Origin of the sequence: Brevibacillus sp. RS1.1 (assembly GCF_013284365.1) — a bacterium.
Lineage (GTDB): Bacteria > Bacillota > Bacilli > Brevibacillales > Brevibacillaceae > Brevibacillus > Brevibacillus brevis_D.
This window is the reverse complement of record NZ_JABSVA010000009.1, coordinates 1-23,305: the sequence shown is the minus strand read 5'-3', so window position 1 is coordinate 23,305 and position 23,305 is coordinate 1. Positions and strand designations below refer to the sequence as shown.

At 49.4% G+C, this 23,305-nt stretch carries 25 protein-coding genes; 21 read left to right on the top strand and 4 right to left on the bottom strand.

Features of this window, described 5'->3' with window-relative positions:
* The first annotated feature begins 1 nt into the window (after window position 1).
* From HP570_RS23140 to HP570_RS23120, 5 genes are all read left to right on the top strand, one after another.
* Window positions 2-1,003: a PP2C family protein-serine/threonine phosphatase gene (locus HP570_RS23140; RefSeq protein ID WP_173627301.1), complete on the top strand. Its 1,002-nt coding sequence runs from the start codon at window positions 2-4 to the stop codon at window positions 1,001-1,003.
* Window positions 1,004-1,026: 23 nt separating this feature from the next.
* Entirely contained in the window at window positions 1,027-1,353 is a 327-nt protein-coding gene (locus tag HP570_RS23135; protein ID WP_012684246.1) for an anti-sigma factor antagonist, read from the top strand.
* Window positions 1,353-1,847, top strand: coding sequence for an anti-sigma B factor RsbW (rsbW, locus tag HP570_RS23130; RefSeq protein ID WP_173627300.1), 495 nt, complete (start codon window positions 1,353-1,355; stop codon window positions 1,845-1,847). The genes HP570_RS23135 and rsbW overlap by 1 nt, the downstream gene beginning before the upstream one ends.
* Window positions 1,816-2,604: an RNA polymerase sigma factor SigB gene (gene sigB, locus HP570_RS23125; RefSeq protein ID WP_012684248.1), complete on the top strand. Its 789-nt coding sequence runs from the start codon at window positions 1,816-1,818 to the stop codon at window positions 2,602-2,604. The genes rsbW and sigB overlap by 32 nt, the downstream gene beginning before the upstream one ends.
* 97 nt (window positions 2,605-2,701) lie before the next feature.
* Window positions 2,702-4,864, top strand: a complete 2,163-nt coding sequence (locus HP570_RS23120; RefSeq protein ID WP_173627299.1) for a Tex family protein — start codon at window positions 2,702-2,704, stop codon at window positions 4,862-4,864.
* Window positions 4,865-4,889: 25 nt separating this feature from the next.
* Here the strand turns inward: HP570_RS23120 and cmpA are convergent, their stop codons facing one another.
* Both cmpA and HP570_RS23110 read right to left on the bottom strand, forming a co-directional pair.
* Window positions 4,890-5,012: a cortex morphogenetic protein CmpA gene (gene cmpA, locus HP570_RS23115; protein WP_012684250.1), complete on the bottom strand. Its 123-nt coding sequence runs from the start codon at window positions 5,010-5,012 to the stop codon at window positions 4,890-4,892.
* Window positions 5,013-5,088: 76 nt separating this feature from the next.
* A complete protein-coding gene (locus tag HP570_RS23110; protein WP_012684251.1) occupies window positions 5,089-5,427 on the bottom strand; it encodes a hypothetical protein in 339 nt (112 codons plus the stop codon).
* Window positions 5,428-5,619: 192 nt separating this feature from the next.
* Here HP570_RS23110 and HP570_RS23105 point away from each other — a divergent pair, with 192 nt between their 5' ends.
* The 7 genes from HP570_RS23105 to HP570_RS23075 all read left to right on the top strand — a co-directional run bounded on the left by HP570_RS23105 (window position 5,620) and on the right by HP570_RS23075 (window position 12,455).
* On the top strand, window positions 5,620-6,081 hold the full coding sequence (locus tag HP570_RS23105; protein WP_012684253.1) for a SprT family protein: 462 nt from the start codon (window positions 5,620-5,622) through the stop codon (window positions 6,079-6,081).
* Between the two features lie 96 nt (window positions 6,082-6,177).
* Window positions 6,178-7,194: a thiamine-phosphate kinase gene (thiL, locus tag HP570_RS23100; RefSeq protein ID WP_173627298.1), complete on the top strand. Its 1,017-nt coding sequence runs from the start codon at window positions 6,178-6,180 to the stop codon at window positions 7,192-7,194.
* Between the two features lie 5 nt (window positions 7,195-7,199).
* Window positions 7,200-7,670: a tRNA (adenosine(37)-N6)-threonylcarbamoyltransferase complex ATPase subunit type 1 TsaE gene (gene tsaE, locus HP570_RS23095; RefSeq protein WP_007721055.1), complete on the top strand. Its 471-nt coding sequence runs from the start codon at window positions 7,200-7,202 to the stop codon at window positions 7,668-7,670.
* The gene (gene tsaB / locus HP570_RS23090; RefSeq protein ID WP_087345503.1) at window positions 7,651-8,373 is read left to right on the top strand and encodes a tRNA (adenosine(37)-N6)-threonylcarbamoyltransferase complex dimerization subunit type 1 TsaB; all 723 of its coding nucleotides are present in this window, start codon (window positions 7,651-7,653) and stop codon (window positions 8,371-8,373) included. Before tsaE ends, tsaB begins: the two co-directional genes overlap by 20 nt.
* A gap of 4 nt (window positions 8,374-8,377) precedes the next feature.
* Window positions 8,378-8,833, top strand: coding sequence for a ribosomal protein S18-alanine N-acetyltransferase (rimI, locus tag HP570_RS23085; protein ID WP_012684257.1), 456 nt, complete (start codon window positions 8,378-8,380; stop codon window positions 8,831-8,833).
* The gene (gene tsaD, locus HP570_RS23080; RefSeq protein WP_173627297.1) at window positions 8,833-9,915 is read left to right on the top strand and encodes a tRNA (adenosine(37)-N6)-threonylcarbamoyltransferase complex transferase subunit TsaD; all 1,083 of its coding nucleotides are present in this window, start codon (window positions 8,833-8,835) and stop codon (window positions 9,913-9,915) included. The genes rimI and tsaD overlap by 1 nt, the downstream gene beginning before the upstream one ends.
* Before the next feature lie 302 nt (window positions 9,916-10,217).
* Window positions 10,218-12,455: a hypothetical protein gene (locus HP570_RS23075; RefSeq protein ID WP_173627296.1), complete on the top strand. Its 2,238-nt coding sequence runs from the start codon at window positions 10,218-10,220 to the stop codon at window positions 12,453-12,455.
* A gap of 8 nt (window positions 12,456-12,463) precedes the next feature.
* Here the strand turns inward: HP570_RS23075 and HP570_RS23070 are convergent, their stop codons facing one another.
* Window positions 12,464-14,398, bottom strand: a complete 1,935-nt coding sequence (locus tag HP570_RS23070) for an ABC-F family ATP-binding cassette domain-containing protein (RefSeq protein WP_173627295.1) — start codon at window positions 14,396-14,398, stop codon at window positions 12,464-12,466.
* Window positions 14,399-14,505: 107 nt separating this feature from the next.
* On the opposite strand from HP570_RS23070, the gene HP570_RS23065 reads away from it, so the two are divergent.
* From HP570_RS23065 to HP570_RS23040, 6 genes are all read left to right on the top strand, one after another.
* The gene (locus HP570_RS23065) at window positions 14,506-15,084 is read left to right on the top strand and encodes a 5-formyltetrahydrofolate cyclo-ligase (protein WP_064203341.1); all 579 of its coding nucleotides are present in this window, start codon (window positions 14,506-14,508) and stop codon (window positions 15,082-15,084) included.
* Window positions 15,085-15,215: 131 nt separating this feature from the next.
* The gene (locus HP570_RS23060) at window positions 15,216-15,731 is read left to right on the top strand and encodes a MogA/MoaB family molybdenum cofactor biosynthesis protein (protein WP_012684262.1); all 516 of its coding nucleotides are present in this window, start codon (window positions 15,216-15,218) and stop codon (window positions 15,729-15,731) included.
* Window positions 15,725-16,726, top strand: a complete 1,002-nt coding sequence (locus tag HP570_RS23055) for a molybdopterin-binding protein (protein ID WP_173607399.1) — start codon at window positions 15,725-15,727, stop codon at window positions 16,724-16,726. The genes HP570_RS23060 and HP570_RS23055 overlap by 7 nt, the downstream gene beginning before the upstream one ends.
* Window positions 16,727-16,787: 61 nt before the next feature.
* Window positions 16,788-17,180, top strand: coding sequence for a twin-arginine translocase TatA/TatE family subunit (tatA, locus tag HP570_RS23050; protein WP_012684264.1), 393 nt, complete (start codon window positions 16,788-16,790; stop codon window positions 17,178-17,180).
* A 21-nt stretch (window positions 17,181-17,201) separates the two neighbouring features.
* Window positions 17,202-17,978: a twin-arginine translocase subunit TatC gene (gene tatC / locus HP570_RS23045; RefSeq protein ID WP_016740769.1), complete on the top strand. Its 777-nt coding sequence runs from the start codon at window positions 17,202-17,204 to the stop codon at window positions 17,976-17,978.
* 104 nt (window positions 17,979-18,082) lie between these two features.
* Window positions 18,083-18,502, top strand: a complete 420-nt coding sequence (locus HP570_RS23040; RefSeq protein WP_064203338.1) for a hypothetical protein — start codon at window positions 18,083-18,085, stop codon at window positions 18,500-18,502.
* A gap of 67 nt (window positions 18,503-18,569) precedes the next feature.
* Here the strand turns inward: HP570_RS23040 and HP570_RS23035 are convergent, their stop codons facing one another.
* The gene (locus HP570_RS23035) at window positions 18,570-19,889 is read right to left on the bottom strand and encodes a CAP-associated domain-containing protein (RefSeq protein WP_173627294.1); all 1,320 of its coding nucleotides are present in this window, start codon (window positions 19,887-19,889) and stop codon (window positions 18,570-18,572) included.
* Between the two features lie 266 nt (window positions 19,890-20,155).
* Between HP570_RS23035 and groES the strand changes: the two genes are divergently transcribed.
* From groES to HP570_RS23020, 3 genes are all read left to right on the top strand, one after another.
* Entirely contained in the window at window positions 20,156-20,440 is a 285-nt protein-coding gene (groES, locus tag HP570_RS23030) for a co-chaperone GroES (protein WP_012684268.1), read from the top strand.
* 55 nt (window positions 20,441-20,495) lie between these two features.
* On the top strand, window positions 20,496-22,127 hold the full coding sequence (gene groL / locus HP570_RS23025; RefSeq protein ID WP_017246591.1) for a chaperonin GroEL: 1,632 nt from the start codon (window positions 20,496-20,498) through the stop codon (window positions 22,125-22,127).
* A gap of 204 nt (window positions 22,128-22,331) precedes the next feature.
* Window positions 22,332-23,114, top strand: a complete 783-nt coding sequence (locus HP570_RS23020) for an HAD family hydrolase (protein WP_173627293.1) — start codon at window positions 22,332-22,334, stop codon at window positions 23,112-23,114.
* Window positions 23,115-23,305: the final 191 nt, after the last annotated feature.

Here is a 23,305-nt window from a genome sequence, read left to right as displayed (position 1 = left end):
GATGGTAACCCGGAGCTTCCAAGAAGAGTATGTAAAAATTCTTCGGGATTACCTGAGTGCTCAAGGAGAGGACCAGCTTTATGGAGCCCAGCAGTTGGGCAAATGGATGCTTTCTCAAGATATTTCACCAGAAGAAATAACTGATTTGCACGCGCAAGCGCTTGAGCAGCTCGGGGAAGTGCCAGAGTTTGTGCGCTCCTCCTTCTCCATTTTGACAGAGGTCATGATTGAATATGGGAACGAGCACCGATCCGTAAATAGCTGGCGCAATCGCCATCAGCAGATGGAATCAGAAATAGCCGTGGCGAAAGCGATGCAGCAATCACTTTTGCCAAGTGAGGTTCCAGTCTATTCAGAACTGGAGATTGGCGTAGTGAGTATTGCTGCGAAACAAATCTCGGGCGACTATTACGACTTCATTGAGCAAAGTGAAGGGCGTTTTGGTGTCGCCATAGCAGACATTACCGGAAAAGGAATGCCTGCTGCGATGTGTATGTCGATGGTGAAATATGGGCTAGACAGCCTTGGACAAATGGAGCTGGGTCCCGATGAAATGCTGCACCATTTAAACAGGATCGTGGGAAGAAACATTGATCCGAGCATGTTTGTGACGATGATGTTTGGCAGTTACGACGCGAAGAAGCACTGTTTCCGTTATGCCATGGCAGGACACGAGCCAGGATTTTTGTATCGGTCGGCCGAAGGAAAGTTTTACGATCTTGAAGGACGAGGGAACGCACTCGGTTTATGCCCCAACAGTGAATACGAGGTTCAGGAGATTTGTTTAGAAATAAATGATGTTCTGATTCTTCTGACGGATGGTGTAACAGAATGCAAAAATAACCGATATTATTTGCAAAGGGAAGAGCTTGTACACCATTTGCAAAAAGAGGTTGGCGAATCTGCCCAAAAGATGGCAAACGGCCTGTACAATAGACTGCTTCTGCTCTCCCAGTTTAACCTGCTGGATGATTACACCATGATTGTACTTCGAAGAACTTAAGCAACGTACGGGGGGAGACGCAGATGGACCTGCTAATTCAGACAACGAGCCTTGAAACTGAGCACCGAGTGGTCCTTGGTGGAGATATTGATGCTTTTACAGCACCGAAAGTAAAGGAAACACTCATGTCACTCGTCACCAAGCCGGATATCAATCACATTACGGTTGATTTGGAAGCAGTAGAATACATGGACAGTACCGGAATCGGAATTTTCATCGGGATTATGAAAGAGTGCTTCCAAAGAAATAGAACATTTGAGGTGCACAAAATGTCTCCGCGTGTGGAAAGGCTATTTCGCATCACTGGCTTATACGATCATATTGCCATCCGCAAAGGAGAGAGCGAGTAATGGGTCCAAATCGACCTCAGGCAGACGTGATTCAATTGACTCTGCCAAGTAAGGCGGAGTATTTGGGAGTAGCACGTCTGACTGTATCCGGTATAGCCAACCGTATGGGCTTTTCTTATGAAGAGATTGAGGATATCAAGCTTGCCGTCGGAGAAGCATGCACGAATGTAGTAAGACATGCATATAAGGAAACAGAGAATCCTGGCTCCATTCATATCCAATGCCACGTTTATGAGAATCGGTTGATGATCGAGGTAAGCGATCAGGGCGTTGGATTTTCGAATGAGCTCATTGCTGAGCAACTGACGCCGATTTATGCAGGGAAAAGCCTTGAGGATTTGGATGAGGGTGGGCTTGGGCTCTATCTCATTCACACGCTTATGGATGAGGTGGAGACTCGCTCTGAATCAGGAGTAGTAGTCTCCATGACCAAGTATGTTCGGCAGGATGGGGTGGCTGGCAATGACTGGACAATCTCGGAAGCAGAAATATAGTCCAGAGGAGTTGAAGGAGCTCATCCACCTGTATGGTGAAACAAAAGATCCTACGATACAGGAACAACTGGTGAGGGCCTATACTCCTCTTGTGGAATCGTTAGCGAAGAAGTTTGTTCGCGGACAAGTCATGTATGAAGACCTCGTGCAAGTCGGATTAATCGGCCTGCTTGCTTCCTTTCGTCGGTTCGACCCTAGCTTTGAACGGACCTTTGAGAGCTTTGCGATACCGACTATCGTGGGTGAGATTAAGCGCTATATTCGGGACAAGACATGGAGTGTCTATGTTCCGCGCAGGGTAAAGGAACTGAGTCCCAAGATCAAACGAGTGGTCGACGAGCTCACGATCAAGCTACAGCGTTCTCCCCAAATTGCGGACATTGCCAACAGCCTCGGCGTTTCAGAGGAAGCGATTCTAGAGACATTGGAGATGGGGCGCAGCTATCATTCTCTCTCTATGGACAGTGAGCTGGAAGCGGATCTGGACGGCAACACCATTTCTTTACTCGACCTAGTAGGGACGATGGAAGAAGGGTACGGAGCAGTCGAGCAAAATCTGATGCTGGAGCGGGCCCTGCAAATTTTGGATCACCGTGAAAAAGAAATCATTCAATTAACTTTTTATCAAAATTTGAGTCAGAAGCAAGCGGGGGACATCATGGGGATGTCGCAGATGCATATATCCCGCCTTCAGCGCAGGGCGTTGGGCAAGCTGAGAGAAGCATTGAGAGTGGAACAGCTGGAAACCGCGACGTAGAGGGGCCAAATGGCTCCTCTTTTTTCTTTCCTTTTTCCAGTCCTTGTTAGCAAATGTGGTACAATAAACAACGAAGAATGAGCGCAGGAGGACAGGTATGGAGCTTACGTTGATGATCCAGACAATCGCCCAAGATACGGGTGTCAAACCTCACCAGGTGGAGCGCACGGTTGCCCTCCTGGATGAAGGAAACACGGTTCCTTTTATTGCCCGCTACCGCAAAGAAATGACGGGGCAGCTAGATGAAACACAAATTCGAGCGATTGAGGAACGCGTTCGCTATTTACGCAACCTGTCAGTGCGGAAGGAAGAAGTCGTTCGGCTCATCGATGAGCAAGGCAAGCTGACGGACGAGCTGCGCGCAGCTATCGAACGTGCGACAAAGCTGCAAGAGGTAGATGACCTGTACCGCCCTTACCGCCAAAAACGCCGCACGCGTGCAACCATGGCTAAGGAGAAGGGACTAGAGCCACTTGCCAACTACCTCATGAGCTTACCGAAAACCGGGAATCCGGAAGAAGAAGCAAAACCATATATCAACCCGGAAAAAGGCGTCGAGACGACTGAGCAAGCTCTGCAAGGAGCAATGGACATCGTGGCGGAACTTCTGTCTGATGACCCGGAAATTCGCCAGTGGGTTCGTCAACGCTCCGTGCAAAAAGGATTGCTTCTGACGGAGCAGAAAGCCGAAGAAGCAGACGAGAAAAATGTATACCAAATGTATTACGCATATAGTGAGCCTCTGAAAAAGGTCGTTCCCCATCGGGTACTGGCTATTAATCGGGGAGAAAACGAAGGCATTTTGAAGGTTTCCATTGAAGCGCCTGTCGCCGAGATTTTGGCTTGGATGCAAAAACGCACCATTCCACGTGATACAGTTGCCCGCGATTTGCTGACAGTGACAGTCGAGGACGCGTATAAGCGCCTGATCGCCCCTTCTATTGAACGAGAGGTGCGCGCCGAGCTGACAGAGGCAGCCGAGGAACGTGCTATTCACATCTTTGCAGAAAACCTGCGCAATTTACTGCTCCAACCGCCTGTAAAAGGCAAAGTCGTCCTTGGGGTAGATCCGGCGTTTCGGACAGGCTGTAAGCTCGCTGTTGTAGACGAAACCGGGAAACTGCTCGAGGTTGCCGTCGTTTATCCGACTCCTCCGGCCAATAAAGTGGCAGAAGCCACAGTGAAAGTGAAGCAGATGATCGAAACCTATGGGGTTACGGTTGTCGCGATTGGGAACGGTACTGCTTCGCGCGAGACAGAACAGTTCATTGCCACGCTACTGAAAGAGCTGAAACGAGAGGTAATGTACATCATCGTGAACGAGGCAGGAGCATCCGTGTATTCTGCATCGGCCTTGGCCAAGGAAGAATTCCCGGACCTGGATGTAGCAGAGCGAAGTGCGGCATCGATCGCGCGACGTTTGCAAGACCCGCTCGCTGAGTTGGTCAAAATCGATCCAAAGTCCGTCGGAGTTGGTCAGTACCAGCACGATGTTTCCCAATCGAGACTGGCAGACAGTCTGCAGTTTGTGGTTGAGTCTGCCGTAAACCATGTCGGGGTAGATGTGAATACGGCTTCTCCTTCTCTCTTGCAGTATGTATCAGGGATCAGCCGTCAAGTGGCGGGGAATATCGTGAAAAAACGGGAAGAGATCGGGATGTTCACGGAGCGCTCTCAGCTTAAGGCGGTTCCTCGCTTGGGTGCCAAAACGTACGAGCAGTGTATCGGATTTCTGCGCGTGATGGATGGAGCGAATCCACTAGATAAAACACCGATTCACCCGGAATCGTACGAGGCGACTCACCAGCTACTGTCGATGTTGGGCATTAGCGCTCAGGAGATCGGCAGTGAGAACTGCAAGGAACGCGTGCAGTCTTTAGATGTAAAAGAGACTGCTGCGAAGCTCGGGATTGGCGAGCCTACGCTGCAAGACATTGTAGGCAGTCTCTTGCGTCCTGGTCGAGATCCGCGAGACGAGCTGCCAAAACCACTCTTGCGAAGTGATGTCCTCCAGCTCTCTGATCTGAGTGTGGGCATGAAGCTGCAAGGTACCGTGCGCAACGTGGTCGACTTCGGAGCGTTTGTGGATATCGGTCTGAAAAACGACGGACTCGTGCACATTTCCCGTTTGAAGAAGGGCTTTGTGAAGCATCCGCTTGAAGTGGTGACTGTTGGCGATATCGTAGATGTATGGGTAGTAGAAATTGACGAAAAACGTCAGCGTGTAGGGATGACCATGATCGCTCCAACAGAAGGATAAAAAAGAACTAAAAGGCGGCCTCCTGTCAGTCAGGGCGGCCGCCATTTTTTTCTAAATATAAAAACCAGCAACTGTTGAGCACACGGATTTGGCGAACGTCCTTCCCATTAAAGGCACGTTGCAACTGCCTGCGCATCCATTGTGGCATGAAAGTACCTCCTGGAGAGATTCGTCTATAGGCAATGTATGCGCCAAGACGAGCAGGAGGTGCCTAGAATTTTCATTTACTCTTCTTCTTCGTGTAAATACTCCAATTGGGCTTGCAAGGCACGAATCTCTGTTAATAAAGAGATGAGCGGATACTCGGTTTCTTGTAAGGCAGCAAAACGGCGCTCCAGACCACTGACGTACTCCAAACCATCCACGATTGAAAGCTCGTTTCCTAACCGTTCCACATCTGCACAGTCTGCCAGAACCGTAGGTAATTCTGGACGCTCTGTGATCGTCAATTTGTCAATTTCCTTGTAAAGTCGTTTCAATAGAGCGATTAATTGGTACATATGCGTTTCGGGCAACGAGACAAACTGTAGTCCGTCACTGGACTGCAACAACAAATAGCGCATAAGCTCCTCCACCATTCTGTCTACCGTGTATTTGTGAAAAACGTCTAGACGTTTTTCATTAAACAGGATATGACCGCATGCGGTCAGCAAATAAACGGTCACAACCGTTTATTTGCACTCAGTGTAGCCTATCTGTCTGGAACTTTTCAACTGGAACTGCTATGGTGAAAAGAAGGAAGCGGAGGAGATGAGATGACCGATACGGAACTGCAAATGCTGGTAGAGCAAATATCCAGCGAATTTTTTGCCAAGCCCTTTCGCCATCAGGCCCGCTTTAACAGCAGATTGCGCACGACTGGCGGAAGGTACTTGCTACGCTCGCATGACATTGAATTGAACCCGAAGCATTTGCAGGAGCATGGGGTAGAGGAATTGATTGCGATCATTAAGCATGAGCTTTGCCATTATCATTTGCACATAGAAAAGAGAGGGTATCGTCACGCTGATCGGGATTTTCAACTGCTTCTGCGTCACGTGGGGGGAAGCCGATACTGTCAACAGGTAGGAAGCGGCCGGACGACCCTGCCTTATCGTTACGAGTTGGTTTGCAAGGAATGTGGCATGAGCTACAAACGCAAACGAAAGATGAATCCGAGCCGCTATCGTTGCGGGCGTTGCAAAGGAAAGCTGCTGTTGCGTGAGCTAACGATGTGAATAACCAGAGGCGTTGGCTTTCTTGCGCGTCTTTTGACAGCAGGGGTATAATGAACAGACGAAAAATGTTTTCCGCGAAGAAAAGGAGCGTTTGAAGTGGCACACGACGAATTTTCCCTGATCCGGCAATGGACGAGTCGTTCTGCGGGGCAGGAAGGGAACGGTTTGACCGTCGGGATAGGGGATGATGCCGCTGTCTTCTCCCCAGCGCCAGAAATGGAAGTCGTGGCCTGCTGCGATGCGATGGTGGAGACGGTTCATTTTTTGAAGAAAACGATGAATCCTAGTGATATCGGATATAAGGCTGTTATCAGCAATGTGAGCGATGTAGCAGCGATGGGCGGGGTTGCCCGGTATGCGCTTGTCAGTATCGCGGTAAGTCCGCAATGGACGCCTGACGAATGCCAGAAAATCTATGAAGGTATTTACGAGGCTTGTCAGGCATATGGGGTTCGTGTCATTGGTGGCGATACCGTTTCTGCGCCTGATGCCCTACACTTGAGTGTTACCGTACTGGGTGAGGTAGAAAAAGGGCGCGCCATTCGCCGCTCACAAGCAAAGCCTGGACAGCTTGTTTTTGTTACAGGGCATGTCGGAACTTCCGCAGCAGGACTACATCTTCTCCTGCAAGGCGAGACTGCTGAAAGAGGCGTCTCTGTACCTTGGGAGACATTGATGGATGCCCATCAGCGTCCCGTTGCCCAAATAAAGGCGGGCAGACTGCTGCTGGAATCAGGGGCATGCAGTGCGCTGAATGATGTAAGTGATGGACTTGCCTCAGAGCTGTGGGAGATTGCTGAGGCCAGTGGCGTATCGATTTTGGTCGATGCTGCAACGGTACCGATCCATGACGAAGTTCGGGAGTATGCACGGCACGTAGAGAAAGATCCGCTGGAATGGGCTTTTTATGGCGGTGAAGATTATCAATTGGTCGGAACGCTTGCGAAAAGTCACTACGAAGCCGTAAGCAAGCAATTTGCCGCTAGTGGTGTACCGTTTACTGTTATCGGTGAGGTGGTAGAAAAAAGGCATGAACCAGAATTGATGCTTCAGCGCGATGATCAACAGCTCCCGTTGCCCAAAGCGGGATTCAACCATTTTAGGAGTGGATGAAAGAGATGAGCTATACATGGAGGCTCACGGGAGCGCAGGAGACGCAGCGCTTTGCCGAGCAACTGGCAAGTCTGCTTGAACCAGGTGACTTCCTCGCGATGGAGGGGGATCTGGGAGCGGGCAAGACGACTTTTACCCAGGGGTTGGCCAAAGGACTAGGAGTCCGACAAGTAGTGAACAGTCCGACCTTTACTATCATAAAAGAATATCAGGGGCGCTTGCCGCTTTATCATATGGATGTCTACCGGGTAGGCGATGATCCAGACTCTCTTGGTCTGGACGATTACTTTTTTGGCGAAGGTGTCTGTGTCGTAGAGTGGGCCTCTTTGATCGAGGATGTCCTGCCGACAGATCGGATGACCGTCTTCCTGCGTAGAGAAGGGGAGGAACAGCGTATGATTGAGCTGGTTCCTCAAGGGAATCGTTATGTGAAATTGTGTGAGGAGTTTGATTTTGATGCGCGTACTGGCGATTGATACATCGAATCTGGTGCTAAGTGTAGCTGTGGTAGAGGAAGAGCGAGTCTTGGCGGAAATGACAACGAACCAGCAAAAAAACCATTCCGTGCGTCTGATGGATTGCGTCAGTGAACTGCTCGATGCAACAGGAACAGCGCCAGAGGAACTCAGCGGCTTCGGGGTGGCAAACGGACCGGGCTCCTACACAGGCGTGAGAATCGGCGTAGCCTCTGCGAAAAGCATGGCTTGGTCACTGAATGTGCCAGTCATCGGTGTATCCAGTCTGGAGGTAATCGCCATGAATGCCACAGGCTTCTCTGGATTGATTGTCCCGCTGTTCGATGCGCGCAGAGGTCAAGTGTATACCGGCTGTTATCGTTCCGAAGGCATGGAGGCGGTACGAGCGCAGTCCACAGAACAAATCATCCTGCTGCGAGAATGGCTGCCACTGTTGCGAGACCTGGCGCAAGGAGAGCCGATCTTGTTCTTGGGTGAAGATGTCAGGCTACATCGGGAGACGATTGTGCAAGAGCTCGGGGATCAGGCGCAATTTGCTTCTCCAGCGTTCAATCACCCGCGTGCTGCCCATATCGGCTATGTGGCACTGCGCAAGCTTCAAGACGGCGGAAATGCGCATGAACTAGTTCCGGAGTATTTGCAACTGGCAGAAGCAGAAGCGAAGTGGCTTGCCCAAAAGCAGGCGGGGGCCGTAAAGGAGTAAAAGCATGAGTCAACCAATCGATTTGGAATATCGTTATATGACGATGCAGGACGTTGGGGCTGTGGCAGAGCTGGAGCGCTTGGCTTTTACAACTCCATGGCCGCATGATGCATTTGTCAACGAGCTGACGAGAAATCCAAATGCACGCTATGTAGTCGTCGCTCACCAAAATAGAATCATCGCTTACTGCGGCATGTGGATCGTGATCGATGAGGCACATATTACAAATATCGCTGTCCATCCACTCTATCGTGGAAAAAAGGTTGGATTGGCGCTGATGATCAAAATGATGGGTGTTGCCAAGCTGCAGGGTGCCCATAGCATGACGCTGGAAGTTCGACCTTCAAACACAGTCGCGCGGAACATGTATATCAAGCTCGGCTTTAAAGAGCATGGGCGACGCAAGAGATATTATTCGGATAACAATGAGGACGCAATCATTATGTGGGTGACATTGTAATGAACAAGACGTATACGTCGCGCTACGAGAAGCGCATACAGCAAAAATACGAAGCACACAAGGAATCAGGTGCTCCTACTTATATTTTAGGAATTGAAACAAGCTGCGACGAAACATCGGCTTCTGTCATCCGTGATGGCCGAGAGGTTCTGTCGAACGTCATCGCTTCCCAAGCCGATATCCATAAAAGGTTTGGCGGAGTCGTGCCCGAGGTGGCTTCTCGCAGACATGTAGAGAATATTACGCTTACCATCGAAGAGGCTCTGATCGAGGCTGGGAAAACGTTGGATGACATCCAGGCAATTGCGGTGACGTACGGGCCTGGACTTGTCGGAGCCCTGTTAGTTGGCGTGGCAGCAGCAAAAGCCATTTCCATGGCCAGAGGCATCCCGTTAATTGGAGTCCATCATATCGCGGGTCATATTTACGCGAATCGTCTGGTGCAAGAAATGGAGTTTCCGCTGATCGCACTCGTCGTATCGGGCGGGCATACGGAGCTTGTCTGGATGAAGGAGCATGGTCAGTTCGAGATTTTGGGGGAAACGCGCGACGACGCTGCAGGGGAAGCCTACGACAAAGTAGCAAGAGCGCTAAATATGCCATATCCAGGCGGACCTCATATTGATCGCCTCGCGCATGAAGGGGAGGCAAATGTACCACTCCCTCGTTCATGGCTCGAGCCAGATTCCTACGATTTCAGCTTCAGTGGCTTGAAATCAGCTGTGCTCAATACCTTGCACAATGCAGCACAGCGAGGAGAGACGATCGAACCGGCGAATCTTGCGGCGAGCTTCCAAGACTCTGTAACAGAAGTGCTCGTAGAAAAGACGATTCGGGCAGCCCGTTCGCATGGAGCGAAGCAGGTATTGCTGGCTGGTGGCGTTGCGGCGAATCGCGGATTGCGTGAGCGGTTGCAGGCAAGGTGCGAGGCAGAAGGAATACCGTTGGTAATCCCACCGTTCTCGCTATGCACAGACAACGCTGCGATGATTGCGGCGGCAGGCTTTATCAAGTATGAAAAAGGGCAGTTTGAGGGGCTTGATTTGAACGGAGTCCCAAGCCTGTCGCTTTCTGAGCAATAGAGTGAATGGATGAAAAGCATCTCTGAGGTTGAGTCGGAGATGCTTTTTTGTTTGTTTAAACGAGCGGCGGTCGGTGAGGGGGAGAAGCGCATTTCCAGTCTACGCTTCGGTCTACGCCCACAAGAGGTTAGACTGCCGCCGATTTATCCACATCATAGGATAACTTTCTGGATTGTTCACATATACTCCTGTGAATACTGGTGATAACACGAGAAAATGACCGGGAAAACCGCATATACTCTGTGGATTGTTCTGTGGAAAATGTGGATAAAAAAGTCGAGTTATCAACAGGAGGGAGACTCGTGAGAAAGAAACTCGCGCTGATTTGCTTGCCATTCCTGATATTGTTTCTAGCTACAAATATAGGAAAACCATTGGTAGCAAAGGAAAAACAGCAGGTCATCATGCTGTTTGTGGAGGGGCTGTCGTTTCATGATCTGGAGCAGCTCAAAAAGTTATCTACTGTGGATAAATGGTTGGATGGCGCAGGAGCTGGGGCTCTTTCCATAAGAACACCCGGATCGCGCACGGCCGCAAACGGCTACCTGCTCATGGGGAGCGGCGGTCAAGCGCTTTACTCTGAAAAGAGCGGGACAGGCTATCATCCGTTTGAGGCGCTCTCGTCCAGGGAAACAGCCGGTGAAAGGGCGCAAGAGCTAGGCGGTGATGAAGCGCAGGAGGTGGCGCGCTCCTCGATCATTTTTCCGGGTATTTTCCGGCTCTTGGCAGATAATCGGGAGAAACCGTATTCTGCGCAAATCGGGCTTCTTGGGACCGTGCTTGCTGCAAACAACATTCAGGTCGCTTTATACGGAAACGGTGACTTTGAGGATATTCGACAGAGACATGCCGTTCTGTTTGCGATGGATCAGCAAGGAAGGGTTCCGACAGGGGACATTTCGGCAAAAGGCATGGAGCTCCTTCGTGGCTATCCGTACGGGATCAAGACAAACTACTCGTACCTGCTTGAAAAAATCCACAGCGAACATCAAGCGGGCTTGATTATTGCTCAGCTCTCAGATTTAAACCGGTTATACCAGTTGAGTGCGGATATGGACCAAGGCCAGTTTACCCAGCAGTATCAGCGCGCTTTACGTGACTTGTCCTTTTTCCTTGACCAACTCCTTGAGAAACGTAAACCACATCAACGCATTGTATTGGCATCACCAGCCGTTAATCATGTGGCGACAAAAGAAAAGACTCTCTTAACTCCCGTGTTCATTTGGGGAGAGAAAGCGAATGGAGTTTTGACCTCCGCTACCACGAGGCAGCCGGGTTTAGTCAGTGGACTCGATATGGTGCCAACTATACTGTCTTGGCTGGACGTACCCGTACCAAAAGGGTTGGCTGGTCATGTCATACGTATCGAAAAAGGGAATGGTCTCATTGCCCTTCAGAATCAGGTAGGCAAGATTCATCATACATATGCGACAAGGCCAGCAGTGCTCTACACCTACGTCATGCTGCAGATTGTCATTGTAGGGTGTGCGGTTGTTCTTTGGTGGTTTGGGCGGAAGAGAGAAGGGTCAGGACTTTTGCGGCTGCGTAGAGGAATACGTCTCGCGCTGCTGGCTTTATTATGGTTTCCTGCATTGCTTTTGGCGGAGAGCCTACTCGACTGGCAGGTTTCCGGCGCGGTTGTCTTGGGAGGGCTCATCATGACTGCCTTGATCGCGGCTTTTTGGCAGGAAACCCACGCTCTCCCGCGAATCGTGATGACAGTTAGCGGAGTGACGACAGCCATTCTGCTGCTGGACGGATGGACTGGTGCTCATTTGATGCGGCAATCGTACCTCGGGTATGATCCGGTAATCGGAGCGAGGTTTTACGGGCTAGGAAATGAATACGAAGGGGTCCTGATCGGCAGCACGATCATGCTTGTGGCTTCGCTATACGAGAGAATGACCGGAGGACAAAAGGAGCTACGTCGGGAACAGAAATGGTTACCTGCTGTCGCCACAGCGATATACGGTGTTGTGCTTTATTACATGGTGGCACCGAGCCTGGGAACGGACGCAGGCGGCTTTCTTGCGGGGCTGATCGGATTTACCGTGGCATTGTCACGGCTTGAGGGCTGGCGAATTGGCAAAAAAGGCCTCCTGCTGTTGGCAGGCGGCCTGGTTATGGGTGTATGCGGTTTGATGGCGATCAGTCTCATGTCAGATCAACCCTTGACTCATGTCGGACGTCTTTCCGAGCAGATTGTACATGGGGAATGGGCCGAGGTAGGGCAGATGATTGAACGCAAGCTGGCGATGAATCTCCGCTTGATTCGCGTTTCCATTTGGAGCAAAGCATTTGTCGTCTCCCTGATTGCTCTAGGCGTTCTCACCTTGAAAAACGACCGCTTCTTGCACCATCTGGCGAAGGACACGCCATACTTGGTTAAAGGCTTTGCTGGTGTCACTGTGGGTGCACTGGCTGGGCTGCTTCTCAATGACTCAGGCATCGTCACAGCAGCTACCTGCAGTACCTTTCTAGTGGTTCCAGCCCTCTATGCCGCCTTGGAGGAGCCTGCACAAGAGCGCTGTTCTACGTGAAGACGGGACTACTCTTCTGATAGCGCGCTCCACTCGTCATACAACTGCTCCAATTCTTCTTTGGCAGCATGGATTTGATCGTTGCGTTCTTTTGCCTGTACATGATCACTATAAATTTCCGGGAGACAAAGCTCTTCTTCCCATTTGACAATGTCAGCCTCTCGTTTTTGGATCGTGACCTCAATCTCTTCCAAGCGGCGCTGACGTTGACGCTCGCGACGTTTTACTTCCTTATCCAGCTCATAAGAGGATTTCTCAGGCTGTGCCGTTGCGGTACCGCCTTGTTTTTTTGCGGGCAACGCTGCTTGTTCGGCTGCGAGCTCTTCCAGCTCCTGCTTTTTCTCCACGAAGTAATCGTAGTTACCCAAATAGCTGGTCACGCCTTCACCTGTCAGCTCTAGGACGCGGGTGGCAATCTTGTTTAAGAAGTAACGGTCATGGGAGACGAACAGGATCGTACCCGGATAATCGTAGAGGGCATTCTCGAGCACTTCCTTGCTGAAAATATCCAAGTGGTTCGTCGGCTCGTCGAAGATCAGAAAGTTTGCTTGTTTCAGCATGAGCTTTGCCAGAGAGACACGCGCACGCTCTCCACCAGACAGGTCGCTGATCTTCTTTTGTACATCATCACCGCTAAACAAGAAGTTGCCAAGCAGGGTACGGACTTCCTTTTCCAACATATTCGGATATTCATCCCAAATTTCGCCGAGCACTGTATTCCGTTCGTTCAGGTTACGATGCTCCTGGTCGTAGTACCCGATCGTTACATTGCTCCCGAAATGAATATCGCCGCGTAGCTTAGGCAACTGTTCCACGATCGTTTTTAACAGTGTCGATTTCCCGATACCATTGGGACCGACCAAGGCCACACGCTCTTCGCGCTCGATTTCAAACGTTAGACCCTGAGAAAGGACAGCATCCGGGTAACCAATCGCGACGTTGTTTGCTTTCATCACAATAGTACCGCTCATTTTCGCTACATCAAAAGAGAAGTGGACGGATTTGTTGTTCATGATTGGCTTGTCCAATCGGTCTATCTTTTCCAATGTCTTCCGTCGGCTTTGCGCTCGTTTGGTCGTCGTAGCTCGAGCAATGTTTCGCGCGATGAAATCCTCCAGCTTGGCGATCTCTTCCTGCTGCTTTTCGAATCGCTTCAAATCCTGTTCGAGACGAGCCGCCTTTTCATCGAGGAAGCGGCTGTAGTTACCGACATAGCGGGTAGCGCGTGTCCGTTCGATTTCATATACCACGGTCACGAGCTTGTCCAGGAAGTAACGGTCATGGGAAACTACGAGAATGGCACCCTGGTAGTTTTGCAAATACGTCTCCAGCCAAGTCAATGTCTCGATGTCCAGGTAGTTCGTCGGCTCATCCAGCAGGAGAATGGTAGGGGATTGGAGCAACAGCTTGGCTAATGCCAGACGAGTCTTTTGGCCGCCGCTCAATGTGCGGATCGGCGTCGTGTAATCGAAGTCAGCAAAGCGCAGACCGTGCAAGACCCCACGAATCGCCCCCTCGTAACTGTATCCGCCTTTTTCCTTAAAGGCCTCCGAGCGGTGGGAGTAATTTTCCAACAGTTGCTGGTAACGCTTCTCATCAGCGAGAATAGCGGGATCGCCCATTTTGGCTTCGAGCTCACGAAGCTCCAGCTCTTCTTTTTGTAGATGGGAAAAAACACTCAACAACTCATCCCAAATCGATCGTTCTGATTCAAGGCCGCTGTTTTGTGCCAAATACCCGAGTGTAACATCCTTTGGAATGCGGATAATGCCTTTGTCGTAGCTTAGCTCGCCGGCGAGGATCTTCATTAGAGTCGATTTGCCTGCACCGTTTACGCCAACCAGACCAACCCTTTCCCCGGTTTGAATTTGCAGGGAGATGTCTTGTAGAATGGTTTCGATACCATATGTTTTTTCTATATGTTCAGCTTGTAGCAAAATCATCGGATTCACCTCTTTATATACTAATGCCAGTGTAGCCTAGAGAGAGCGCATGGGACAAGCCTCGTGGGAATGTCCCATGCACGATACGAAAGAGGGAAGAGGTTGTCATGGACCAAAAAACGAATAAAAAACAGCTGCGAAGTCATATTTTGGAGAGGCGCAAGTCCATGTCTGCAAAGGAACGGGAGCAGCTTTCCAGAGAGGTATGCGATCATTTGCTGTCTCATGAAAGGCTGGCTGATGCCAAAGCAATTATGGCTTTCCATCCTTTTGGCGATGAACTGGATATTCTGCCCTTTCTACATGAGGCAAAAAAGCGAGGCCAAGACATATGGCTGCCGCTCACAAACGTTGCCGAGAGACGTCTCATTCCCTATCGGTATACAGGAACGGACATGCTAAAGCAGGGAGTCTACGGGATTTGGGAGCCAGATCCTGCCCTGGCAGAGGAAGCGGACGTATCACACCTGGATGCGATCATTGTTCCCGGCGTTGCTTTTGACAGCAAGGGCGGACGTATGGGATATGGTGGTGGTTATTATGATCGCTTTCTGGCAACGCTGAAAAAGCTCCCGTTCTTGGTTGGAGTTGGCTTCTCTATTCAGGTTGTGGAGCATGTACCCTTAGAGTCTCATGATGTTTTGCTAGATGCAGTTGTCACCGAAAAAGGTCTTCTGCATTTTTGAATGTTTTGTGTCAGTAGCTTTTACATGCCTTCTTCTGTCGCGAATGGTGCTATCCGCTAAGGAAAAACGACGAGACGTTTTTTACAGAAAAGTGTACAATACTATCGAATGAGAAACCGGAGGAATGTATCGTGAGCAAATGGAAGGTAGGCGTTATTTCTGCAAGTGATTCGATTGCCAGAGGAGATCGTGTGGACGATCGTATGCCAATCGTTCGTCATCTGACAAGGGAATGGCTTCAAGTAGATGTCGCTGTATACCGTGCCGTTAGTGATGATATGGAAGATTTGCAAGAACATATGATTGAGCTCGTAGACCGCGAAAAATGCGATCTGTTGATTGTTACTGGAGGAACGGGACTTAGCCCGCGTGACGTTACGCCAGAAGTGACAGCGTGGGTCATTGACAGACCAGTCCCCGGCTTGGCTGAAGAAATGCGCCGTGCTGGTTTGAAGCAATCTCGCCGGGCGATGCTGACCCGTGCAGTTGCGGGAACGAGGGGGAATTCGTTGATTATCAACCTCCCTGGCAATCCGAAAGGCGTAGAAATCTGTTTCAATGCGATTGGCGATATGCTGTCCGACGCTTTGCACATTTTGCAAGGAACGGGAGAAGCAAACGAAGATTGGGGAGGATTGCATTGGTAGAAAAACCTCAGATGCGGGAAGTGCCAGTGCGTGAAGCGATCGGCATGATGCTTCCTCACGATATGACGCAAATTTTGCCTGGAGAATTCAAAGGACGCTTGTTCAAAAAAGGACATGTTGTCACCGAGGCTGATATTGAGCCACTGTTGTCCATTGGCAAAGAGCATATTTACGTGCTGGAGATGCCAGAAGGCTACATCCATGAGGAAGAAGCGGGCATTCGTATCGCGAAGGCCGTTTCCGGCCCAGGCTTGACCTTGACTCCTCCTTATGAGGGTAAAGTATCGATGAAGGCCTCAAGAACAGGTTTAGCCAAAATCAACGAGGAAGCTGTCCATGCGTTGAACAAGCTCGAAGGAATTGCGTTCTCCACAATTTATGGTGATCAGGTCGTGCATCCGGGACATACATTGGCGGCTACGAGAATCATCCCGTTAATCATGGAAGAGTCTCGAATCATCGAGCTGGAGCAACTGGCCAAACAGTTTGACGAACCGATTGTACAAGTAAAAACGTTTCAGGATAAAAGAGTGGGACTTGTTACGACAGGGGGAGAAGTTTTCTCTGGCAGGATTGCAGACAAGTTCGGTCCTGTGATTCGAAACAAGGTGGAAGCTCTTGGCTCTACTGTCGTAGACCAGCGTTTTGCGCCAGATGACAAGGAAGCGATCGAACAGCAGATTCAATCGTTCCTCGATGAAGGGGTCGATCTGATCCTGGTCACGGGGGGCATGTCTGTCGATCCAGATGACCGCACGCCGGGAGCGATTGCAGGAGTAGGAGCTGAAGTAGTGCGCTACGGTACGCCGATGCTGCCGGGCTCCATGCTGATGGTTGCTTACAAAGGCGAAGTACCGATTCTCGGATTGCCGGGAGCGGTCATGCATGAAACGTTTACTTCTTTTGATGTATTTTTGCCTCGCATTTTAGCTGGGGAGCGAATTGTAGCTTCTGATATGACAAGACTCGGATATGGTGGTTTACGAAAGTGCTAGCTGGTTAGACTGGCAAATAACGAAAAGCAAACGACTTCACAAGAAAAAGGAGTGAACACGTATGAGCTCAATCGGGATTCCTGGATTAATCTTAATTTTAGTTTTAGCCTTGGTGCTTTTTGGTCCGAAAAAGCTTCCAGAATTGGGGCGTGCGGTAGGTCATACTTTGAAAGAATTCAAAAATGCTACCCGCAGTCTGACGAGCGACGATGAAGACGACGATGAGGAGAAAAAGCGCAAGGAGCTAGCTTCCAAAGAAGTGTCTGTTGCCAAAACAACGCCGGTTGTCGCTGACAAGGAAGCAGCGGAGCGGGAGAGAATTGAACGCGAAGTTCGTGAAAAAATGGAACGCGAGGTTCGTGAAAAAATAGAACGTGAACGCTTGGAAAAAGAAATCCGCGAAAAGCTGGAGCAAGAGCGCCTGCAATTGGAAAAAGAGCAGAAGAACGCGTAACAGGTAAGGTTGGTGGTTACCATGAAGGATCAGGAAATGACATTGGTAGAACACCTGACGGAACTTCGCAAGCGCATCATATGGGTGCTGGCCGTGTTTATTGTCGCATTGATCGTCGGTTTTTTCCTCGCCGGTCCACTTGTGGATTATTTAAAGCAAGAACCGATTGCGGATGGCGTGCCCATTGTCTCGTTGCATCCGTCAGACGCACTTCGTGTTTACATGCAGGTTGCCTTCCTAGTGGGTGCTGTCATTACACTGCCTGTAGCACTTTATCACGTTTGGCGTTTTGTTTCGCCAGGGCTGGAAGAACAGGAAAAGCGCGGGACACTTTACTTCATCCCGGCGGCTTGTTTTTTGTTTATCATTGGTGTCTTGTTTGGGTACTACGTCGTTTTTCCGATGGTCATGCAGTTTATGACCGGTATTACAGCATCGATGGGCGCAGACCCGAACTACGGAATCGCGCAATACTTTGGCTTCATGTTTAATATGGTCATTCCGTTCGGGATACTGTTCCAGCTGCCGATTATCGTTATGTTCCTGACGAGACTGCGAATCCTCAATCCAATGAGGCTGGCAAAGGCACGACGCTACGCTTACTTTGCATTGGCTGTCGTCGGGATTACCTTGACGCCTCCAGAGATTGTTAGTGATATTCTCGTGACCATCCCTTTGCTGCTTTTGTACGAGCTGAGCATTTGGCTATCCCGGATTGTTTATCGCAAGCAATTAAAAGAACAAGAAGCGTGGGAACAAGAATACGGTAGTTTGGAAACAAACGAACCCGTTCAATAACGAGCATGAGAAAAGTCTTCTGTCCTGAGTGGCAGAGGGCTTTTTTGGTATTCTGGCAGAAATCGGGAAATACTACGGACGTTATGATCCGGGAGGTGCTGAATATGTGGCTAATCGTATGTTTGGCGTTGCTTTTTTCTGGGAGTACTGCAAATGCCGCTGGGCTGGGGGAGCCTATTGAACTTTTTGATACGGACAAGCAGCGCGTTGTGGCTAGCTTTGAAAATACAACAGGTTTTCAGGAGGAAGCCAAGCAGATTTTGCAAAGTGTGAGCGGGCGGGTCTTGGAGTTTAATCCATCCTTGGATTCCGCCATGATCGTAAAAATTCCACTAGTCCCTCCAAAGCAGATAAAGCTAAAATCCGCTAATCTCGATGCGATGATTGCAGAGATGTTTGTCATCATGCCCAAAAAAGGGGAGCGTCGTCCGTGGCTGATTCTGCATACGAAGGAATATGAGACGGTCGTTGTGGAGTTTATCGAAAAAGTTGACGACTTGAGGAAACAGGTGAAATTGCCGTAAAGTGGCACTTGCTGTTGCAAGAACAAGCCCGGTCGTCCATAAAAAGCGACGAGACCGGGCTTTTCGATTATTTCTTGGGAGTGAGGAAGGTTTGGGTGAAGTAGTCTGTATATACGCCCACTCCTAATTGGGTGAAGCCTTTTTCGAGTACGTTTTTGCGATGGCCTGGACTGTTCATCCAGCCCTCATGGACTTCGATGGCATCCGTATAGCCTGCTGCAATATTCTCTCCAGCCATGTTGTAAGCGAGAGAGGCACTTTTCATGCGGTCAAATGGATTACTCCCAGTCGTCGCAGAGATGTGATCGAAGAAATTGTTACTCTCCATGTCCATGCTGTGTTTGCGTGCCACATCGGCAGCCTTTTCATTCCATTGAAGGGGCGGAAGCTTGTATCGGTAGCGGGAGACGTTGACCAGATCGAGGATTTGACGCTCAGATGCAGCATTGACCTGTTCTCGTTCGCCAACTCGAAGCGGCGGGGGATCAAAATTGGGTGCCTGACCTTGATAGGTCCACTTCGTTTCGTAAAAACTGCCGCGCAACAGCATTTGCGCATCCATCATACGTACAGCGGTGACCTTGTTGCCATTCTGCTTGTCCAAGTAATAAATGTAGGGGGTGCCATCTTTCATGACGAGAGGGCGTTGCTGCTTTTGATTGGTTATTTGGAGTTGTGCCCCCTGAAAAGAGAAAGAAACAATGTTTTGTATAGCCAATTGACGCTCAAGTGATTGCTGGCTGGTGCCGACTCCGATGTTTCCGAGCTTTGCTGTAGGAGCAAGCGAGTACACATCGACGACTTTGTTATTTGCTATGCCGACTTGAATGTATCGGGCAGGCTCGTGATTGTACACCCACCATTGATAGCCGAGACTGCTTGGCTCTTTCCGGGCGGGCTCACCTAACCGTTTGTGTACTTCCTCAGAAGACATGCCGAGAGCGATGTCAAAAATCGTGTTAGGCTTCTCCTCTCGAACGGGTGCTGCAGGTGGTTTGACGGTTGCGGGCTTTTGGGGAAGCGTCAGAGAGGCAGGGACTGCATCGGGTGTATTCTGTTTTTCAGGCTGTCCAACGGAGAATACGGGAGGTTGACCGACCCAAGCGCTTTGGGAAGCTTCATCCCACCCGATAGGCTTGTTCAAGTGGCGACTGATCATGGACAGAGGCACATATAGCGTTCCTTCGTATTCGAGGGAAGCTGGTATTTCCTTGCCTTCCTCCATGTAGTACCCGGGCTTTTCGCTTGCGACGATTTCTCGGCCATCCCAATAGATAGAGGCTGGGTTAAGATTGACCCGTATAAAGGAAGTAGTATCCGAAGTGAAGAGACGGCTGATTCCGAAGACTCCCAGGGCAATTAAGCCAATCCAGAGCCATTTGTGCATGGAAAAATTCCCTCCTTGGTGAGCTTGCCTGATTCTATGTTTCATTTATATGAGCGTGTCCGAATACTAGAACCTCCTTGCTAGAGAATGCAATTTAAATAGGAGGAAGAGTAGTCAAGCAGTTGCAAATGGAAAAAAGTGAGGGAAACTACTTGCAAAGTACATAGTGATTCATTATTATAGGAATTGGGTGTTAGCACTCATAACAGTCGAGTGCTAACAACAGAAATATTGTTTACCTACATTTTTTGAGGAGGGTGTTTTTAGTGCTTAAGCCATTGGGTGACCGTGTGGTAATCGAAGCTATCTCCAAAGACGAAACGACTGCAAGCGGTATCGTTTTGCCTGATTCTGCAAAGGAAAAACCGCAAGAAGGCCGCGTAATCGCAGTAGGTTCTGGCCGTGTTGCTGACAACGGTGAGCGCATCGCTTTGGAAGTAAAAGAAGGCGATAAAGTAATCTTCTCCAAATACGCTGGTACTGAAGTAAAGGTAGACAACAACGAATACCTCGTGCTGCGCGAATCCGATATCCTCGCGATCATCGGTTAAGGCTCTTAACATAGGAAGTCGAACGAATAAACACATAACAGGAGGTTGAGTTTAGATGGCTAAACAAGTCAAATTCTCTGAAGACGCTCGCCGCTCCATGCTGCGCGGTGTTGAAACTTTGGCAAATGCGGTTAAAGTAACCCTCGGTCCAAAAGGCCGTAACGTGGTTCTTGAGAAAAAATTCGGTTCTCCATTGATCACCAACGACGGTGTGACCATCGCGAAAGAAATCGAGCTGGAAGACGCTTACGAAAACATGGGTGCGCAACTGGTTAAAGAAGTTGCTACCAAAACCAACGACATCGCTGGTGACGGTACAACAACTGCAACTGTACTTGCTGCAGCTATGATCCGTGAAGGTCTGAAAAACGTAACTGCCGGCGCTAACCCAATGGTTATCCGTCGCGGTATGGAAAAAGCAGTTCGTGCAGCTGTAGAAGAAATCAAATCCATCGCGAAGCCGGTTGAGAACAAATCCTCTATCGCGCAAGTAGCTGCTATTTCCGCTGACGATCCAGAAGTAGGTAACCTGATCGCTGAAGCAATGGAAAAAGTGGGCAAAGATGGCGTAATCACTGTTGAAGAATCCAAAGGATTCGTAACAGAGCTGGAAGTAGTAGAAGGTATGCAATTTGACCGTGGCTACGCTTCCCCTTACATGATCACTGACACTGACAAGATGGAAGCGGTTCTGAACAACCCTTACATCCTGATCACTGACAAAAAAATCTCCAACATCCAGGAAGTTCTGCCTGTACTCGAGCAAGTTGTACAAAGCGGCAAACCACTCCTGATCATCGCTGAAGATGTTGAAGGCGAAGCGCTCGCTACTCTCGTAGTGAACAAACTGCGTGGTACCTTCACAGCTGTAGCGGTTAAAGCTCCTGGCTTTGGCGACCGCCGCAAAGCTATGCTGCAAGACATCGCTGCTCTGACTGGCGGCGAAGTAATCACAGAAGAGCTGGGTCTGGACCTGAAATCCACTAAGCTGGAGCAACTGGGCCGCGCTGGCAAAATCGTGGTTACAAAAGAAAACACAACTGTTGTTGAAGGTGCTGGCGACAAAGCTTCCATCGAGGGCCGCGTAACCCAAATCCGTCAACAAATCGAAGATACTACTTCCGATTTCGATCGTGAAAAACTGCAAGAGCGCCTGGCTAAATTGGCTGGCGGTGTAGCAGTAATCAAAGTCGGTGCAGCTACTGAAACCGAACTGAAAGAGAAAAAACTCCGCATCGAGGACGCTCTGAACTCTACTCGCGCAGCAGTAGAAGAAGGTATCGTACCTGGTGGTGGTACTACTTTGATCAACGCAATCAAAGCGGTTGAAGCGATCAATGTAGGTGGCGAAGAGGCTGTCGGTGTACAAATCGTACTCCGTTCCCTGGAAGAGCCAGTTCGTCAAATCGCTGCGAACGCAGGACTCGAAGGTTCTGTAATCGTAGAGCGTCTGAAAAAAGAAGCAGTGGGCATCGGCTTCAACGCTGCAACTGAAGAGTATGTAAACATGCTCGAAGCTGGTATCGTTGACGCAGCGAAAGTTACTCGCTCCGCTCTGTCCAACGCTGCATCTGTAGCGGCTATGTTCCTGACTACAGAAGCAGTAATTGCTGACAAACCAGAAGAAAACAAAGCTCCTATGGGCATGCCAGATATGGGTGGCATGGGCGGTATGGGCATGATGTAAGAAAGCGGCTCGCCGTTTTCTTCAAAGAGAGGCAGACAAATCGTCTGTCTCTTTTTATTTACCCGCTGATTTTTTAAAAGAGCGAAAAATTTAGCACCATTCCGTTAGGCGCGCTTACACTATTTGGGGAGTGCGACACGGAGTGTTTGACTATTTCAATGCTTCCAAGCAATTTATCGGAGGACTGACGTCGGAGGTGATAAAATGAGTAAGCGCTGGATTAGCTTTGATCTGGATGGAACCTTGATGCAAAACCCGTTTGGAGCGTGGGTATTTCCAGAGATAGCGCGTGTGATCTCTGGTCAATTGGGGAGAGAGCATGACATTGTTTCTGAAATGGTAGCCGAGCATGAGCAGCGTATGTCCCAAAAACGCTATGTAGAAGCGTATGATTGGGATGATATTCTCGCTAGTAGATGCGATGCATGGAGTATAGAAAAAATGATTGATATTGAATCGTTGGTTCGGAAACACTCTGTAATGCCCAAGGTTAAGTTGCTCGAGGATGGAATACTCCAGATGCTTGAGGAGATAAAGAAGCGGGGCTTTTCTTTAGCGGTGGTCACTAATGGTTTTTACAAGTTTCAGGCACCAGTAATGGAAGCATTAGGCTTGCTGGAATACTTTGATGAGATCATTACGCCAGAACGAGCTGGTACAGGCAAACCTGATCCAGCTATTTTGCAAAAACTGCAGGGAGAAGTAATTGCTCATGTAGGAGATCGTTTGGATCATGACGTTCAACTTGCTAACCGCAGTCATATAACCTCTATTTTAATTGAGCGAAATTTGCCAGAGGAATTGCTGAAGCTCCAACCGCAGATGCGTGCAAATGATCACGGAATGCCCTTGTTTTGCTTGGAGAAGTGGAGGAGGGAATGCAAGAACCCATTATTATTAGAGCTTCCGGAGCTTTTCATGCCGCGAATTGTTATTCATTCTATGGGAGAATTGCTTTCTGCTCTGGATGAACAGGGGGTGGGATAAAATTCTAGGTAATAATGCTTGCGTTTTTGCTTCCGGCTTGGTATGATAAATCTTGTCGCTTTTGAAGGGAATTTTAGAGAGAATGAAAAAAACTTCGAACTTCTAAAAATAACCCTTGATTTTCAAAAGAAGATCTGATATAGTTTAAAAGGTCGGCGCCACAAGCGCTAACGACGAAAGAAAAGAACGAT